Source organism: Bacillus cereus group sp. RP37 (genome assembly GCF_040459695.1).
In the GTDB taxonomy this organism is placed as follows: Bacteria; Bacillota; Bacilli; order Bacillales; family Bacillaceae_G; genus Bacillus_A.
This window is the reverse complement of sequence record NZ_JARVHP010000001.1, coordinates 96,772-112,673: the sequence shown is the minus strand read 5'-3', so window position 1 is coordinate 112,673 and position 15,902 is coordinate 96,772. Positions and strand designations below refer to the sequence as shown.

Sequence of the window (15,902 nt, the reverse complement as noted above, 5' to 3'; positions counted from 1 at the left end):
TAATAAAATGAAATTTATTCTCAAATAGTAATAAAAAAATTAGGTGAATTGACCTTCCCTGATAATGATTCTCAGAATCAGACACCTTCTATTCTACCTATCGCTTCCAAAGACTGTCAACTATTATTTTGAAATACAAATTTATCTAAATTGAAACCTTAATGAACAGGTAATGCCTATGTATCACTTACCATTATCCCTCAACAATTAAGCTTCCAAAGAATAATTCTTTCCTCTTATGGGCATAAAAAAAGAAGAGTAATCTGTTCACTCTTCTTTTTCTTATTTATTTAACTTTACTTCAATCTTTGTAATTAATTCATCTTCTGTTGGAGCCGCAACTGGACGATTATTTACAAATGCGAATGATTTTTTACGACCAGGGCCACAGTAAGACTGACATCCAACTTCAATCGTTGCACATGAATCTACTTTTTTTAACTTCGGAATCAACGTTTTAACGTTCGTTGCCTGACAATCATCACACACACGAAATTCGTTTCCCATTATACAACACTTCCTCTATTTTAAACTTTTCTCAAGTACATTTAAAAATAAACACTAAATGGTATTTTACCGCTCTTTGAAGCTCGTTGCAAGTTTCCTTACGACGCTCTTTCTTCATATAATGCTATATATTTATATGCTCTCCTACAGAAGCTCTCATCATTCATCGCAAAATTTTCACCTTTCATCGAAATCTACCATATTTTTAAAAGCTTTGTATAAAAGCTCATTTTTTTGCCCATTATAAAAATAGGAAGTTCATAAAAAGAAAGGGAGTTGAATCTATGAAAGTAAGACAAGATGCTTGGACGGATGAGGACGATTTATTACTTGCTGAAACTGTACTTCGTCACGTTCGAGAAGGAAGCACTCAATTAAATGCATTTGAAGAAGTAGGAGATCAATTAAATCGTACATCTGCTGCCTGTGGTTTCCGTTGGAATGCTGTTGTTCGCTATAGCTATGAACAAGCTCTTCAACTAGCAAAAAAACATCGTAAAGATAAAATGCGTGCTGCAAGCGGTGAACAAGCGAAAAAACGTTTACTTTATACACCACCAGCTTCAGATTCGATAACTGATTATGAAGAACTAGTACAAGAGGAATCAATTGTACAATATAAAGAAGCTATTCCCTATCAGGAATCTACTGTTCCTGCTGCGAAAGGCTCTATGACAATGCAAGATGTTATTTATTTTTTACAAACAGTCGGCTCTTCAAATATAAAAGTGACAGCTCTTGAAAACGAGAATACGAGATTGAAACAAGAAATTAGAGCACAAATCCTTCGAAATGAAGAACTAGAAAAGAAACTAGAAAAATTAGAACAACAATCTCATACTGTACAAGAAGATTACGAAACACTTATGAACATCATGAACCGAGCTCGTAAGTTAGCAGTCATGGATGACGAAGAACGTTCTCAAACATCTTTCCGAATGGATCGAAATGGTAACTTAGAAAAAATTGCAGAATAAAAAGGATGCATTACATGCATCCTTTTTATTATTTCACTTCCACCATATGTGCTTCTTCTACGTTAGAACCTCTCTTTATATCTGGGAAAATCTTTTCCTTTGGATTCTCTTTAAAAGCTGCTAATCCAATCGTTTTTACCGGTTCACTTATTTTTGCATATTCCGTATCACTAACAACCGCATACATATCTGTATATTTACGCGCATCACCAATTACTACATTACCTTCATACTTCATTTTCTTTCCATCAATTACTACATCTTTTTGTTCCTCTTTAGCAAATACAATTCCAGCTTCATCAGAAATAGCCGGCAATGCTTTAATTGGTTCTACATCTTCTTTCACTACTTTTTTCAGCATGTTTTCTTTTACCATCTTTTCAGCTGTTGTTTTATTCATAATTAAAACCTTTTTCTCATTAACAGTACCTAGTTTTGCTTCAAATTTATTTTGAGATTCAATTTTATCTTTATATTGATCCATTGTTTTTTGAACGCCTGTTTCATCTCCGTACATAACAACGCCCTTTGCTTGTGGTGCAATCATATCCATAATAGAACAGCCACTAAATACGGCAGCCGACATAATCGCTACGAGTCCTAATTTAACTTTTTTCATCTGTATTCCTCCTAAAATCATCATTGCATCTCTTAGTTTAACTGTCGCAGCTCGTTTAACCAATTCACTTTCCTTACGATAACCTTACAATTCAGTAAGATTCCCTCTTAAAAACTACTTTCATTATTTTTTGCTATAATAGAGATTGTCATTTTAAAGATAAGGGGTTAGTTATATGAGCAATTCCCGTTCCATTTTATCTCAGCCAGAGTGGCGTATTGTAGATCAGTCTAGCTTGGGACCAACATTCCATGCATTGCAGTCATTTGCAATGGACGACACATTATGCACAAGTATCGGAAAGGGCGAATCAGCTGCAACAATGCGCTCTTGGGTTCATCACAATACAATTGTCCTTGGCATTCAAGATTCACGCCTACCACACTTGGAAGAAGGTATTTCCTTTTTAAAAGAAAACAATTTCAATGTTATCGTTCGTAATTCTGGTGGACTTGCAGTTGCGCTTGATGAAGGTGTGTTAAACGTATCACTTTTATTCCAAGAAACAGAAAAAGGTATCGATATTGATCTTGGATACGATACAATGTGGCATTTAATTCAGGAAATGTTAAAAGATTACGACGTTACAATCGAGGCAAAAGAAATTGTTGGCTCTTACTGTCCTGGTAGCTATGACTTGAGTATTCGCGATCAAAAATTCGCTGGTATTTCACAGCGCCGTATTCGCGGTGGTGTCGCTGTCCAAATTTATCTCTGTGCTACAGGAAGTGGCTCTGAGCGTGCCGCACTCGTTCGTGATTTCTACAACCTAGCCATTCAAGGAGAAGAAACACGCTTTACGTACCCTGAAATTGTACCGAGTACGATGGCTTCACTTTCAGAACTACTTGGCGAAACCATTACAGTACAAGATTTAATGATGCGCCTTTTAAAAACACTGCAGCAATTCGCTCCAAAGTTAACACCATCTCCATTAACAGTAGATGAAATTCCTTTATATGAGACGAATTTACAACGTATCATTGATCGTAACAATAAAGCACTTGGCTTAGAAAAATAAAGACCGTCGCTATTATAGCGACGGTCTTTATTTCAATTCATTATAGAATTAAAGTGCTTGAGCTGCTGTAATTAAAGCTAACTTGTACACTTCTTCTTCGTTACATCCACGAGATAGGTCATTTACAGGCATGTTTAAACCTTGTAAGATTGGTCCTACTGCTTCGAAGTTACCTAAACGTTGAGCGATTTTGTAGCCAATATTACCAGCTTCTAAGCTTGGGAATACGAATACGTTAGCATCACCTTGAATTGTAGAACCTGGAGCTTTTTTCTCAGCTACAGATGGTACGAATGCAGCATCGAATTGGAATTCTCCATCTAAAGTTAGTTCTGGAGCCATTTCTTTTGCAATGCGAGTTGCTTCTACAACTTTTTCTGTTTCTGGAGATTTCGCAGAACCTTTTGTAGAGAAGCTTAACATAGCAACGCGTGGATCAATACCGAATAGTTCAGCAGTTTTCGCACTCTCGATACCAATTTCAGCTAAGTCTTGGCTGTTTGGTGCAATGTTAATTGCGCAATCAGCGAATACATATTTCTCTTCTTCACGTACCATAATGAATACGCCCGAAGTTTTTGTAACGCCTGGTTTTGTTTTAATGATTTGAAGTGCTGGACGAACTGTATCAGCTGTAGAGTGAGCTGCACCACTTACTAAACCGTGTGCTTTGCCCATGTATACAAGCATTGTACCGAAGTAGTTTTCGTCTTTAAGGATTTTGCGAGCGTCTTCTTCAGTTGCTTTACCTTTACGGCGTTCAACGAAAGATGCTACCATCGCATCCATTTCTTCGTATGTAGCTGGGTCATAAATATCAACGCCTGCTAATGTTAAATTCAAGCTAGCAGCTTTTGCGCTAATTTCTTCTTTATTACCAACTAAGATTGGTTTTACTAACTCTTCTTTTGCTAAACGCTCTGCAGCGCCTAAAATTCTTTCATCAGTTCCTTCAGGAAGTACGATAGAAATGCCTTTTCCTTGAACTTTTTCTTTTACTGTTGTAAATAAGTTGCTCACGAATAAACCCTCCTACATATGTTAAAAAAACTCTATCTTTAAGAATACTGCTTTTCCTCTATATTTTAAACTTATAGCTCCCAAAAAATAGATAAAATGAAAATGATTATATTTTCATAAAATTCAGCCTAGAAATAAAGCCCCTTTAATCCTTATCTTCTCCTATTTTCACATAAATTTAAATGTGACAATTTTATGCGCCAAGGTTTTATATAGATGATTTTAAAACTATATATGCTATAGTTAACGTGTAAAACTATCATTAACTGAGGTGAATAGAATGAGTGAAGCAACAACAACGTTAGATGGCTGGTATTGTTTACATGATTTACGTTCTATTGATTGGGCTGCATGGAAAACATTATCTAGCGACGAACGCGGACAGGCAGTGTCTGAATTTTTAAATGTCGTTGAAAAATGGAACGAAGTAGCTGCTGCAAAAAAAGGCAGTCATGCAATGTATACAGTTGTTGGCCAAAAAGCTGATATTATGCTTATGATTTTACGTCCAACAATGGAAGAGTTAAATGAAATTGAGACAGAATTGAATAAAACAACATTAGCTGAATATATGGTTCCTGCATACTCTTACGTATCTGTTGTTGAACTAAGCAACTACCTTCCAGCTGATGAAGATCCATACCAAAATCCACAAATCTTAGCTCGCTTATATCCAGAACTACCAAAAGCAAATCACATTTGCTTCTACCCAATGGACAAGCGTCGCCAAGGTGATGACAACTGGTACATGCTTCCTATGGAAGAGCGTAAAAAAATGATGTACAGTCATAGCAAAATTGGTCGTCAATACGCAGGTAAGGTACGTCAAGTCATTTCAGGATCTGTTGGATTCGACGATTTCGAATGGGGCGTAACATTATTTGCTGACGATGTTCTTCAATTTAAAAAACTTATATATGAAATGCGCTTCGATGAAGTAAGTGCTCGTTATGGTGAATTTGGAACATTCTTCGTTGGAAACATTTTACCAGATGAAAAAGTAGAGAAATTTTTACACATATAAATGGTGAAAAGGAACGAAATTCGTTCCTTTTTTTATTCTTCTCTATATTTATCCCCAAAAACCTCCTTTTCCCTGCAATTTTGAACAAAAATCGACAAATTCTTTTCAAATTTCGTGTGAAATTGTAACCTTTTCATATCCAAATTTATGCTAAAATGGGACAAGCTACATGCTAATAACGATGCGAAGGTGATAATCTATATGAAGAAAATCTTGTCTATTTTACTAGCACTTTTATTGTCAATTTCTTCCTTAGGAGTAACAACATCCCATGCGGAAGAAAAAATACATATTGAGGCAGCAGCTGCACTTCTATTTGATGCAGATACAGGAAAAATACTGCATGAACAAAATCCAGATGAATTACTAGCTATCGCTAGTATGTCAAAATTAATTATTGTTTATGCCGTATTAGAAGCAATTAAAGAGGGTAAAATCACTTGGGATACAAAGGTAAACATTTCTGATTACGCTTATGAAGTTTCACGTAATAATGAATTCTCTAACGTTCCATTCGAAAAGGGACGTCAATATACTGTAAGAGAATTATATCATTCTATCGTTATCTTCTCTGCAAACGGATCTAGTATTGCCTTAGCAGAACTTCTTGCAGGAAGTGAGAAAAACTTCTTAAATCTTGCAAATGAACATGCAAAAAAACTAGGGTTAAAGAAATATAAATTTGTAAACGCTACTGGGTTAAACAACGCTGACTTAAAGGGAAAACATCCTGAAGGAACTGATCCGAATGGAGAAAATTCCATGTCAGCTCGCGATATGGGTATGCTTTCAAAAGCAATGATTACAAAGTATCCAGAAATGCTAGAGGATACAAAACAAAGATTTAGAAACTTCCCAGATAATCATCCGAAACCAATTCGTATGGAAAACTGGAACTGGATGTTACCAGGTGCCGCTTTCTCTTATGAAGGAACAGACGGTTTAAAAACTGGTAGTTCTGATACTGCTGGATACGGATTCACTATTACAGCAAAACGTGGTGAATTACGCCTTATTTCAGTTATTATTAAAACAAAATCAATGGACGAGCGTTTCACTGAATCTCGTGCATTAATTGAATATGGATTTAATAACTTTGAAAAACAAAAATTAAAAATTGATAAAAACAATACAATCCCTGTAGTACAGGGGAAAGAAGATCAAGTAACAGTTGCACCCGAGAAAGAAATAACGGTGATTACGAAAAAAGGGAGCAAACCCACTTACAAAATTGGGACGGAAGCAAGTAAATCACTTGCTGAAGATGGCCATTTAGTTGCTCCTATTAAGAAAGATGCCAAAGTAGGCTCAATTACTTTAGAATCAACTGATAAATATGGTTTCTTAGACGGTAGTAAAAGTATGAAAGTTACTGCAAAAACGACAGAAGATGTTGAAAAAGCAAATTGGTTCGTATTAACAATGCGCTCTATCGGTGATTTCTTCTCAAACTTATGGTCTAAAGTATTTTAATGATGAAAAGCTAGCTCATGCTAGCTTTTTTTATTTTCCTCTCTCAATGTAAAACTTCGTTTGGTTGTCATATCTGAGTCCTTTTCCTCATACGTATGAACTAGTAATTGTTCCACACTTCATCTAGAAATAACCTCTTTCCAAAAGGTATTCCAAAAAGAGAGGTGACACATAATGGGTGTTATTGCTTATAACGAAGAAGATGTAAAGTTATTAGCTAGACTGATGCGTGCTGAAGCCGAAGGAGAAGGGCAACAAGGAATGTTAATGGTCGGAAACGTAGGTGTAAATCGTGTCCGCGGAAATTGTTTAGATTTTAAAAAAATACGTAATTTACGTCAAATGGTTTATCAAAATCCTGGCGGTTTTGAGGCAACGCAAAAAGGGTATTTTTATCAGCGTGCAAGAGAACAAGATATCGCATTAGCAAGGCGAACGATTCAAGGACAACGTTTTTGGCCTGCTAACTTTTCCTTGTGGTTTTTTAGACCTGAAGGCCCTTGTCCACCAACTTGGTATAATCAACAAAACTCTGGTCGCTTCAAAAAGCACTGCTTCTTCCAGCCATCTGGCGAGGATTGTCCTGGCGTATATTAAGGATTGATAATGAGGAGGGATTTTTGAATGGCACAGCAACAAAACCCGTATTACGGAACAGGTTTCTATCAACCATCTGGAACTTACGTACAACCGCAACAAATGACCCCACAGCAACAGCAACAACAGCAAGCGATGCAACAACAAGCTGCGCAAGCTCAATATGCTGTTTCTCAAGGCATGTTACCATTAGAACAGTCGTATATTGAAAATATTCTTCGTTTGAACAAGGGCAAGCAAGCCACAGTTGTAATGACTTATGAGCGTGGTAGCTCACTCGGTACACAATCGTATACAGGTATTATCGAAGCAGCTGGTCGTGATCATATCGTAATTAGTGAGCCACAATCAGGAAAACGTTATTTACTACTAATGATTTACTTAGATTATGTAGAATTCCCAGAAGAAATTATGTATTTACCTAGTCAACAAGCAACTTATGCTCCAAGACCATAAAAAAAAGCTGGCGTATGCCAGCTTTTGTTTTTTATAACCCTTTTACAACTGCAGTTCCGACTAAGATCCATGCCACGATAAACGCTACACCACCAAGAGGTGTAATTGGGCCAAAGAACTTAATACCTGTCGTACTTAATGCATACAAACTACCTGAAAACATAATAATCCCAGCTACCATAAGCCAGCCAGCAGTAGTTAAAAGTGATGATTGAATCTTATCCATTAATAAAGCAACTACGAATAGTCCACCTGCATGAAACATTTGATATGTAACACCAGTTTTCCAAACTTCTAACATTTTTGCAGAAACTTTATTTTCTAAACCGTGTGCTCCAAAAGCCCCTAACGCAACAGATAATCCCGCTGCAATACAACCTAGTAAAAAGAAAATTTTCATCTTAATTCCCCTTTTTTACCTTTATCATAAGCAATTTTTTCATATAAGCCAAACGATTTAATCATTAAAAATCAAATAATGAATTACCATTTGCACCTTCTTCTTTTATATACACAGGTTCTCCAGAAACTGGCATAACCGGTTGAACTGTCGTTATAGGCTGCGTTCCAATTACTTGCGATTGAATTTGCGGCTCTCTATACGTAGGAGATTCAGCCTGTTCATCTAATAGTAAATCACATAAAGCACGCACAACTAATAAATGATCTTTTGATTTTTGCCCTTCACTACTTTTTGCCTTTGCAATTTCATTCGCCATTTTATTTAAAATCTTATCGCTCGATATTTGCATTCCTTATCACCTCGTACTTTGTAGTTCTTTCTCAAATTGCCCCAGCTTCTCTACTGAACCAAATACTATTATCATATCATGTTCTTGCAATTTTTCCTGCCCCGTCGGATTATGTATAACATTCCCATTTCTCAAAATCGCTAAAATTGTTACATCAAATTGATTTCTCACATCACTCTCTAGTAACGATTTACTAGCTAACATAGAGCCTTTTCCGACTGCAATTTCTTCAATTACAAATGACTGATCCACGCCATACAATACTGTATCAATATAATGAACTGTTAGCGGATTCGCAATACCTTTTGCAATATGAATTCCTGCCATGCTAGATGGATTAATCACCTTATTTGCCCCAGCACGCCGTAATTTGTCTTCGGTTTCAGGTTTTTCCGCTCTTGCCACAATTTTAATTGCATCGTTTATTCCTCTTGCCGTTAATGTAATAAATACATTTTCGGCGTCATTGGCTACAATGGCAACTAGACCGGCTGCCTTTGAAATTCCAGCATGATGTAACACTTGGTCTTCCGTTGCATCCCCATGTACATACAAAAGTTTTTCCTTCTCCAATATACTTTCATCTTTATCCACGACGACAAATGGAATTTTCTTTTCTTGCAATTCATGTACAACTTGATGCCCCACTCTACCGCAACCACATACGATAATATGATTTTGTAACTGTGCTATTTGTTTATCCATCTTCTTCCTCCGTACTGCATGAAATAAATTCCCTTCAATAATCATAGCTGCCACTACACCAATTGCATACGTAACGATACCGACGCCAACCGGTATAATAAGAAGCGCAAAAACTTTTCCTGCATGTGTTACAGGAACGGCATCTCCATATCCAACAGTTAATACGGTAATCATCGTCATCCAAAATGCTTGAAACAAACTAATCTCTTCAATTGTCATAAATCCTAATGTTCCTAGAATTACAACAAAAGTCATGCATATAACTGCTATCCATAATTGCTTACGTGCATTCATATCGTGTTTCAACTCTTTTCTCTATCTACAATCTTTGCCAGTGGAAATGAAATACATATATACTAGATACGGAATCTATGAAAGAGGTTGATATAATGAAAACATTTCTTTCCGCCTTACAATGGGCGCTATTTATTTTAGCTGGGAGCCTTATTGTACCAATTAGCGTCGCAACTAGTTATGGCCTCGATGGAGCTGAAGCTATTGCATTCGTACAAAGAACATTATTTGTTCTTGGCTTTGCTGGTCTACTGCAAGCTATTTTTGGACATAAACTTCCTATTCAAGAAGGTCCTGCAGGCCTTTGGTGGGGGATTTTCTCCCTTTATGCAAGTTTAGGTGTCGTATTATTTGGATCAAGCAATGAAACGCTTAAAGTCCTTCAATACGCCTTCCTATTAAGTGGTATCATTTGTATTATTCTTAGTGTTTTCGGACTCATCGATAAGCTAGTTCGCTATTTTACACCGACAGTCATTGGAACATATTTATTTCTTCTTGTCGCACAACTTAGTGGTTCCTTCTTAAAGGGAATGTTTGGCCTTGACGGACAACATACAGAAGTACAAGCTGACGTATTTATTCTTTCACTCATTGTTATTTTACTATCCTTTTTCATTATGAAGCTACCTATTATTGGACAATATTCCGTTCTTTTCAGTATTGTCTGCGGCTGGATATTATTTGCATGCTTCGGATTATCTAATCCAGTAACGCCTGTGACAGATGTAATCCGTTTTCCATCCCTATTTGTTTTCGGAATGCCTCGCATTGAATGGAACATGGCAATTACGGTAGTTTTCGTTACACTATTACTTCTAACAAATATGTTAGCAAGTATTCGCGTTGTGCAAAAGATTGTCTCTAAGTATGAAGAAGGTGCCGCACCAGATCGTTTCAAACAAGCCGGCATTATAACAGGAATCAATCAATTACTAGGTGGTCTATTCTCAGCTATTGGACCTGTCGCCATTTCTGGATCAGCAGGGTTTATTGCAACGACTAATATTTATAAGCGACTCCCATTTATGTTAGGATCAAGCTTTATTATTGCTGTTAGTATATTCCCAAAGATTACTTCATTCTTTGCAGCAATCCCTGTTGCAGTCGGATATGCTGCTATCTATCCTGTATTTGCAAGTATGATTGGTCTAGCTTTCCGTGAATACGACACAGTACAAGATAAAGAACGATTATTTAAAGTAGCGGGTCTTTCCATCTTTACAGGAGTCGGAGTTATGTTCGTTCCAGCTGGAGCATTTTCTACGCTCCCACCATTTCTAGCATCATTTTTAAGTAACGGTCTCGTTCTTGGATCTGTAATGGCAATTTTGCTCGAAATACTATTTTCTCGTTCTACAGAAAAACAACTATCGTAAATTGGAAAACTTCCATTATTGCACTCTACCTTTAGAGTTGTTACGATAAATTATCATGGGCAATACGCTCATGGTAATTTATCTATTTCTTTCCGAAGAAGTTCGATGTCTTACTATTATTTCTTAATATCTTCATGAACATGTATTTCTATTTAAATAAAGAAGGGAATTTTCAATATGACTTATAAAATGATTGTTTTAGATTTAGATGATACTTTATTACGTGACGACCATACCATTTCACCTCGTACGAAAGAGGCTCTAATGACTGCACAAGAGCAAGGTGTAAAGGTTGTACTTGCTTCTGGACGTCCAACATTTGGTATGCGCAATGTAGCGAAAGAACTTCGTTTAGAAGAATACGGCAGTTTCATTCTATCTTTTAATGGTGCAAAAATTATTAACTGTAAAACAAACGAAGAAATCTTTAGTAGTACGCTATCTCCTGAAATCGTTCACAACCTATTTGAAATTAGTAAAACTGAAGATGTATGGATTCATACTTACATTGGCGATGATATCGTAACAGAAGAAAATAATCCTTATACTGAAATTGAGGGCGATATTACTGGTATGCCAATTGTTGTAGTAGATGACTTTAAAGCTGCTGTTAAAGAGCCTGTAGTAAAAGTATTAATGAATAAAGAAGCTGAACGCCTTGTTGTAGTAGAAAAGAAACTACAACAGCAACTAGAAGGCCAATTAAGCGTGATGCGTTCAAAACCATTCTTCTTAGAATTTACTGAAGCTGGTGTTACAAAAGGAACAAGCTTAAACCAACTAATCCAAAAGCTAGGCATTAAGCGTGAAGAAGTTATCGCAATGGGCGATAGCTATAATGATCAGGCGATGATCGAATTCGCTGGTCTTGGTGTTGCAATGGGCAATGCACCAGATGATATTAAAGAAATTGCAAACTACGTAACAGATACAAATATGAATGATGGCGTTGCAAAGGTTGTAGAGAAGTTCGTATTAAAAAGAGAAGCGCTTGTTTAATATTTTCACTCATAAAACCTATTTGAAGTCAAACACTTCAAATAGGTTTTTATTTAAATTGTCCTGCTTTTGTGAATATATTTTGAACTTTGCACTATTCTCGTAGTGTAAAGTTTCTTTTTGTATATAATGAAACAAACTAGACTATTTTATTTTGAAAAAGAATACAAATTTACTATAAACAAGCATACGTTTAAGGAGGCTACTTTACATGTTATCTACACCAATCGGACGATTAAGAGCAATCGGACTCATTGAGGGGATTTCTTTCCTACTACTATTATTTGTAGCAATGCCATTAAAATATTTCGCAGGATTTGCAACAGCTGTTAAAATCACAGGCATGGCTCATGGCGTTTTATTTATTCTATTCATCTTTGCAGTAATTCAAGTAACAATCGTACACCGTAAATCAATTTTATGGGCACTTGGGGCATTTGTTTCATCAATTATCCCATTCGGTACGTTTGTACTAGATGCAAAATTAAAGAACGAGCAACAATAGTAAAAAGGTAGTTAACGACTGTTAACTACCTTTTTTATTTACCCCGCATTAACGGGCAGTAAAACTCCCACTGATTAAAGTTTCACTTTACAAATTTGGAATTTCCCAATCAATTTCTCTCTCGCCCATATTTGCTAAAATCGTATTCACTTTAGAGTATGGCTTACTACCAAAGAAACCGCGTCTTGCTGACAATGGGCTTGGATGTACAGATTCAATAATGTGGTGCTTCGTATTCGTAATTAACTTTTTCTTCGCCTGTGCATGACGTCCCCACAATATGAAAATAACCGGTTTTTCACGTTCATTTAATAGCTCAATTACGCGATCTGTGAAGTGCTCCCATCCTTTTCCTTTATGAGAATTTGCTTCACCTTGTCGAACTGTTAATACAGTATTTAATAGTAGCACTCCTTGCTCTGCCCACTTTACTAAATAACCGTTATTTGGGATTTCACATCCATATTCATCTCGAAGCTCTTTATACATATTTAACAATGATGGTGGTGTTTTAATACCAGGTTGTACAGAAAAGCTTAAACCATGCGCTTGATTCGGTCCATGATATGGATCTTGCCCTAAAATAACGACCTTTGTATTTTCATAACTTGTATACTGAAGAGCATTAAATATATCTTCTACCTTCGGATAAATAACATGCGTACTGTACTCCTCTTTCAAAAAAACAGCTAGCGTACGATAATATTCTTTCTCAAATTCTGACGCCAATAATGGTCCCCAATCATTCTTCAAAACATTTTCCATGACTTCACTTCCTGTCCAATTAATTCACCATATCCTGCTTTGTAAATACTACAAATGAAATAATAAGAGATACGACCGCCCAAACCGTTAAATTCATTAAAGAAAATCCCATCGATAAACCTTGTAATGCAGGCAATTTCCCTGATAAATAATCTGTTAACGATAAGTTCACACTAAAAATATATTTCGCACCTTCCCAAGATGTTGCGAATGAACTTAAAATGCCTCCTGCAATTAACGTGGCTAACATAACACCCATTCCAGCCGGCGTATTGCGAATTAAAACGGAAACCATAAATGATATAGTTCCGACAACGATAGCAACAAACCAAGCTAATCCATACGCCATCAAGATGTATTGCCACTGCGGAATAAGATGTACGAAGTTTGTATTTAGGTTCTCTTTATCAATAACAAACCCTGTTAAAACCGGTAAATTCCATCCCGAGTATCCAAATACAAGCCCGGATAATCCGTAAGCAAATACACCTACCAGAAGCAGTATGAGTGAAATAAAAAATAACATCGTCACGTACTTACTAAGGAGTATTTTCCAGCGCCGAATCGGCCGCGTGAGCAACATTTTCATCGTTCCATCACTTCTTTCTCCTGAAACAATGTCAATAGCGACAATCATGACAAGAAGCGGAATAAACAATGTAATTCCTTGCTCAATAAACGCCCTTACAAAAGTTGGTGCGCCCGGTGCCATCGGGTTAATATCATGATCTAAATAATATTGTTGCTGCTCCACTCTTACCTTTAGCCAATCACGCCATTCTTCTGGTAATCTAGAGTTGTTCAAGCGGTTTTGAGAATCAACAATTTGTTGTTGTAATGAAACTTTCCAATCCGTTGTACCTAGTCTTTTCTGTGTCGTTTCTACTTCACGATACTGCGCATACACGAAAAGTGGAATCAAGATTGCTAAAATAAGCATGACAACAAAAATACGTTTCTTACGATAAATTTTTTCCGATTCATTTAAGACTAGATTCGCAAATTCACGCATGCTGCTCACCCCTTGTGAGTTCAATAAATAAATCTTCTAGCGTAAATACAAGCTCCTTAACACTATGCACATCTATCCCATTTTCTACAAAGTGTCTATTCCAACTACTTATAGATGAGATATCCATGCGGCATAGTAATCGGTCACCTTCTATACTCACTTCTCTTACTTCTTCAGCATCTTCTAGCATATCTTTTGCCTTAGAAATCGGTGTAACAATCCATTCTACACGATCACTTGCTGTTTTAATTAACTCTTCAACCTTGGCAACTGTTATCATTTTTCCTTTATGAATAATCGCAACCCGATCGCATATCATTTGTACTTCACTTAGCAAGTGACTTGAAATAAACACACTCATATTTTCTTCTTTCACAAGCTTATGTATAAATTCCCTAAGTTCTCTAATTCCAGCTGGGTCTAAACCATTTGTTGGCTCATCTAATATGAGCAATTTTGGGTTTCCAAGAAGCGCTTGCGCAATGCCAAGGCGCTGTTTCATACCAAGTGAGTATGTTTTTACCTTATCGTGAATTCTTTCATCCAAATGAACCATTTGAGCAATTTCAATAATACGTTCATCTGATATATCACCCAGCATACGGGCAAATTGTTTTAAATTTTCCCATCCCGTTAAATATGTATACAGTTCTGGGTTTTCAACGATACTCCCAATTTGACGCATCGCTTCTCTGAAATTTTCCTTAATAGAATAACCACCGATAGAAATCGTACCTTCTGTTTCTTTAATCAATCCAACTAACATTCGAATGGTAGTCGTTTTCCCTGCGCCATTCGGTCCTAGGAAGCCAAACACTTCTCCTTGTTTTACATCGAAGGAAATATTCTCTACAATTGTCTTCTTTCCAATTACCTTCTTCACGTCTCGTACGGAAAGTATCGTCGTCATTTTACCCCTCCTTGTTCTAGTTTTAATTTACTCGTAACATTTTGAACTAATCGGTCCGCCATATATGTATACCCTACTTCATTCGGATGGAAATGATCGGAGTATAATAAATCTTTCCCTCGGTTTTGGAATAAATCAAATGTCGGTGTAATATACACATTTTTATTATTTATCGCCAATTTTTCTAAAGATGCATTCCAATCTACAACAATGTTTGAAGACCCTTTTAAATCTTCTACATCTTCAAAAGGATTATATAAACCTAGCCAAAAAATAGAGCTATCTGTATTTAACTTACGAATTTCTTCTATAATTTTCTTCGCTTCATTCTGGAATGTTTCTGTATCAGGACGGTATGTTTCTAAATCTATCTTTCCAAGCGATTCCCAACCTGGAAATAAATCATTTCCTCCAATCGTTAAAACGATTACATCTGCTTGCTTAATTGAATATTGAGCGCCACTACTCTCCATTTGTTTTAATAAATCAGGCATTTTCGCACCACTAACAGCTAAGTTCGTTAAGGCAACCTTTTGCTTATAATCTTTTTGTAAATCTTCTTTCACCCGTCCAATATAGCCAATTCCTTCTTTATCACCAACACCACGTGTTAATGAATCACCTAAACTAACGATTTGTAACGTTCCCGTTTTCTTTTTCTCTTTTGCCACTACATCGGTCTTTTTAATTAAATTTGAAGCTTTCGGATTTAATACATCATTTACACCTGAAACAAAGCCATATGCAAATAAACAGAAAGATGCAATTGTAATGAATAGAATTACTTTTACTACTTTTGATCTCATATCAAAACCCCTTTTAGCCCTTATAGATTGTCCATAATTATACCAAACGCAATTTTGAAAAGCGATTTTCACACCTTATCT

General features: G+C 36.3%; 19 protein-coding genes. 9 read left to right on the top strand and 10 right to left on the bottom strand.

Translation table 11 applies throughout. The annotated features are described in order from the left end of the window. Positions 1-282: 282 nt before the first annotated feature. Positions 283-507 (bottom strand): YuzB family protein, encoded by a 225-nt coding sequence (locus QCI44_RS00550; RefSeq protein WP_000526076.1) that lies wholly within the window; start codon positions 505-507, stop codon positions 283-285. Positions 508-791: 284 nt separating this feature from the next. Between QCI44_RS00550 and QCI44_RS00545 the strand changes: the two genes are divergently transcribed. Next, complete coding sequence (locus tag QCI44_RS00545; protein WP_016085421.1) at positions 792-1,484, top strand: RsfA family transcriptional regulator; 693 nt, start codon at positions 792-794, stop codon at positions 1,482-1,484. A gap of 28 nt (positions 1,485-1,512) precedes the next feature. Here the strand turns inward: QCI44_RS00545 and QCI44_RS00540 are convergent, their stop codons facing one another. Further along, a complete protein-coding gene (locus QCI44_RS00540; protein ID WP_033659979.1) occupies positions 1,513-2,103 on the bottom strand; it encodes a lipoprotein BA_5634 family protein in 591 nt (196 codons plus the stop codon). Positions 2,104-2,278: 175 nt separating this feature from the next. On the opposite strand from QCI44_RS00540, the gene lipL reads away from it, so the two are divergent. Beyond that, complete coding sequence (gene lipL / locus QCI44_RS00535) at positions 2,279-3,124, top strand: octanoyl-[GcvH]:protein N-octanoyltransferase (protein WP_016136119.1); 846 nt, start codon at positions 2,279-2,281, stop codon at positions 3,122-3,124. Positions 3,125-3,172: 48 nt separating this feature from the next. Here lipL and pta read toward each other — a convergent pair whose 3' ends face one another. Further along, positions 3,173-4,144 (bottom strand): phosphate acetyltransferase, encoded by a 972-nt coding sequence (gene pta / locus QCI44_RS00530; RefSeq protein WP_016085418.1) that lies wholly within the window; start codon positions 4,142-4,144, stop codon positions 3,173-3,175. A gap of 280 nt (positions 4,145-4,424) precedes the next feature. Here pta and hemQ point away from each other — a divergent pair, with 280 nt between their 5' ends. From hemQ to gerQ, 4 genes are all read left to right on the top strand, one after another. Beyond that, on the top strand, positions 4,425-5,168 hold the full coding sequence (hemQ, locus tag QCI44_RS00525; RefSeq protein ID WP_016085417.1) for a hydrogen peroxide-dependent heme synthase: 744 nt from the start codon (positions 4,425-4,427) through the stop codon (positions 5,166-5,168). A 201-nt stretch (positions 5,169-5,369) separates the two neighbouring features. Continuing rightward, positions 5,370-6,641, top strand: a complete 1,272-nt coding sequence (locus QCI44_RS00520) for a serine hydrolase (protein ID WP_016136120.1) — start codon at positions 5,370-5,372, stop codon at positions 6,639-6,641. Between the two features lie 174 nt (positions 6,642-6,815). Continuing rightward, positions 6,816-7,238, top strand: a complete 423-nt coding sequence (cwlJ, locus tag QCI44_RS00515) for a cell wall hydrolase CwlJ (protein WP_000538163.1) — start codon at positions 6,816-6,818, stop codon at positions 7,236-7,238. Positions 7,239-7,265: 27 nt separating this feature from the next. Further along, positions 7,266-7,694, top strand: a complete 429-nt coding sequence (gene gerQ, locus QCI44_RS00510; protein ID WP_016085415.1) for a spore coat protein GerQ — start codon at positions 7,266-7,268, stop codon at positions 7,692-7,694. A gap of 31 nt (positions 7,695-7,725) precedes the next feature. Here gerQ and QCI44_RS00505 read toward each other — a convergent pair whose 3' ends face one another. The 3 genes from QCI44_RS00505 to QCI44_RS00495 all read right to left on the bottom strand — a co-directional run bounded on the left by QCI44_RS00505 (position 7,726) and on the right by QCI44_RS00495 (position 9,445). Continuing rightward, on the bottom strand, positions 7,726-8,094 hold the full coding sequence (locus QCI44_RS00505) for a DUF423 domain-containing protein (protein WP_000688322.1): 369 nt from the start codon (positions 8,092-8,094) through the stop codon (positions 7,726-7,728). Positions 8,095-8,158: 64 nt separating this feature from the next. Continuing rightward, positions 8,159-8,446, bottom strand: coding sequence for a YwdI family protein (locus QCI44_RS00500; protein ID WP_016085414.1), 288 nt, complete (start codon positions 8,444-8,446; stop codon positions 8,159-8,161). A gap of 6 nt (positions 8,447-8,452) precedes the next feature. Then, positions 8,453-9,445: a potassium channel family protein gene (locus QCI44_RS00495; protein WP_016136122.1), complete on the bottom strand. Its 993-nt coding sequence runs from the start codon at positions 9,443-9,445 to the stop codon at positions 8,453-8,455. 95 nt (positions 9,446-9,540) lie between these two features. Here QCI44_RS00495 and QCI44_RS00490 point away from each other — a divergent pair, with 95 nt between their 5' ends. The 3 genes from QCI44_RS00490 to QCI44_RS00480 all read left to right on the top strand — a co-directional run bounded on the left by QCI44_RS00490 (position 9,541) and on the right by QCI44_RS00480 (position 12,328). Beyond that, the gene (locus QCI44_RS00490; RefSeq protein WP_016085412.1) at positions 9,541-10,824 is read left to right on the top strand and encodes a purine/pyrimidine permease; all 1,284 of its coding nucleotides are present in this window, start codon (positions 9,541-9,543) and stop codon (positions 10,822-10,824) included. A gap of 177 nt (positions 10,825-11,001) precedes the next feature. Then, entirely contained in the window at positions 11,002-11,823 is an 822-nt protein-coding gene (locus tag QCI44_RS00485) for a Cof-type HAD-IIB family hydrolase (protein WP_016085411.1), read from the top strand. A gap of 211 nt (positions 11,824-12,034) precedes the next feature. After that, on the top strand, positions 12,035-12,328 hold the full coding sequence (locus tag QCI44_RS00480) for a DUF3817 domain-containing protein (protein WP_016085410.1): 294 nt from the start codon (positions 12,035-12,037) through the stop codon (positions 12,326-12,328). A gap of 87 nt (positions 12,329-12,415) precedes the next feature. Here QCI44_RS00480 and QCI44_RS00475 read toward each other — a convergent pair whose 3' ends face one another. From QCI44_RS00475 to QCI44_RS00460, 4 genes are read right to left on the bottom strand one after another with little or no spacing between them, the layout of a single operon-like run. After that, on the bottom strand, positions 12,416-13,093 hold the full coding sequence (locus QCI44_RS00475) for a uracil-DNA glycosylase (RefSeq protein ID WP_016136123.1): 678 nt from the start codon (positions 13,091-13,093) through the stop codon (positions 12,416-12,418). Positions 13,094-13,112: 19 nt separating this feature from the next. Next, positions 13,113-14,105 (bottom strand): ABC transporter permease subunit, encoded by a 993-nt coding sequence (locus QCI44_RS00470; protein WP_353810963.1) that lies wholly within the window; start codon positions 14,103-14,105, stop codon positions 13,113-13,115. Beyond that, positions 14,098-15,015 (bottom strand): ABC transporter ATP-binding protein, encoded by a 918-nt coding sequence (locus tag QCI44_RS00465; RefSeq protein WP_000207734.1) that lies wholly within the window; start codon positions 15,013-15,015, stop codon positions 14,098-14,100. The genes QCI44_RS00470 and QCI44_RS00465 overlap by 8 nt, the downstream gene beginning before the upstream one ends. Continuing rightward, a complete protein-coding gene (locus tag QCI44_RS00460; RefSeq protein WP_116349204.1) occupies positions 15,012-15,893 on the bottom strand; it encodes an SGNH/GDSL hydrolase family protein in 882 nt (293 codons plus the stop codon). The genes QCI44_RS00465 and QCI44_RS00460 overlap by 4 nt, the downstream gene beginning before the upstream one ends. Positions 15,894-15,902: the final 9 nt, after the last annotated feature.

Excerpts from the sequence above, each read along its gene's own strand:
- QCI44_RS00500 (WP_016085414.1), bottom strand. The coding sequence starts at position 8,446 with ATGCAAATATCGAGCGATAAGATTTTAAATAAAATGGCGAATGAAATT.
- QCI44_RS00520 (WP_016136120.1), top strand. The coding sequence starts at position 5,370 with ATGAAGAAAATCTTGTCTATTTTACTAGCACTTTTATTGTCAATTTCT.
- QCI44_RS00495 (WP_016136122.1), bottom strand. The coding sequence starts at position 9,445 with ATGAATGCACGTAAGCAATTATGGATAGCAGTTATATGCATGACTTTT.
- QCI44_RS00480 (WP_016085410.1), top strand. The coding sequence starts at position 12,035 with ATGTTATCTACACCAATCGGACGATTAAGAGCAATCGGACTCATTGAG.
- QCI44_RS00550 (WP_000526076.1), bottom strand. The coding sequence starts at position 507 with ATGGGAAACGAATTTCGTGTGTGTGATGATTGTCAGGCAACGAACGTT.
- lipL (WP_016136119.1), top strand. The coding sequence starts at position 2,279 with ATGAGCAATTCCCGTTCCATTTTATCTCAGCCAGAGTGGCGTATTGTA.
- QCI44_RS00505 (WP_000688322.1), bottom strand. The coding sequence starts at position 8,094 with ATGAAAATTTTCTTTTTACTAGGTTGTATTGCAGCGGGATTATCTGTT.
- QCI44_RS00540 (WP_033659979.1), bottom strand. The coding sequence starts at position 2,103 with ATGAAAAAAGTTAAATTAGGACTCGTAGCGATTATGTCGGCTGCCGTA.
- QCI44_RS00470 (WP_353810963.1), bottom strand. The coding sequence starts at position 14,105 with ATGCGTGAATTTGCGAATCTAGTCTTAAATGAATCGGAAAAAATTTAT.
- QCI44_RS00475 (WP_016136123.1), bottom strand. The coding sequence starts at position 13,093 with ATGGAAAATGTTTTGAAGAATGATTGGGGACCATTATTGGCGTCAGAA.
- QCI44_RS00545 (WP_016085421.1), top strand. The coding sequence starts at position 792 with ATGAAAGTAAGACAAGATGCTTGGACGGATGAGGACGATTTATTACTT.
- gerQ (WP_016085415.1), top strand. The coding sequence starts at position 7,266 with ATGGCACAGCAACAAAACCCGTATTACGGAACAGGTTTCTATCAACCA.
- QCI44_RS00490 (WP_016085412.1), top strand. The coding sequence starts at position 9,541 with ATGAAAACATTTCTTTCCGCCTTACAATGGGCGCTATTTATTTTAGCT.
- QCI44_RS00465 (WP_000207734.1), bottom strand. The coding sequence starts at position 15,015 with ATGACGACGATACTTTCCGTACGAGACGTGAAGAAGGTAATTGGAAAG.
- cwlJ (WP_000538163.1), top strand. The coding sequence starts at position 6,816 with ATGGGTGTTATTGCTTATAACGAAGAAGATGTAAAGTTATTAGCTAGA.
- hemQ (WP_016085417.1), top strand. The coding sequence starts at position 4,425 with ATGAGTGAAGCAACAACAACGTTAGATGGCTGGTATTGTTTACATGAT.
- QCI44_RS00485 (WP_016085411.1), top strand. The coding sequence starts at position 11,002 with ATGACTTATAAAATGATTGTTTTAGATTTAGATGATACTTTATTACGT.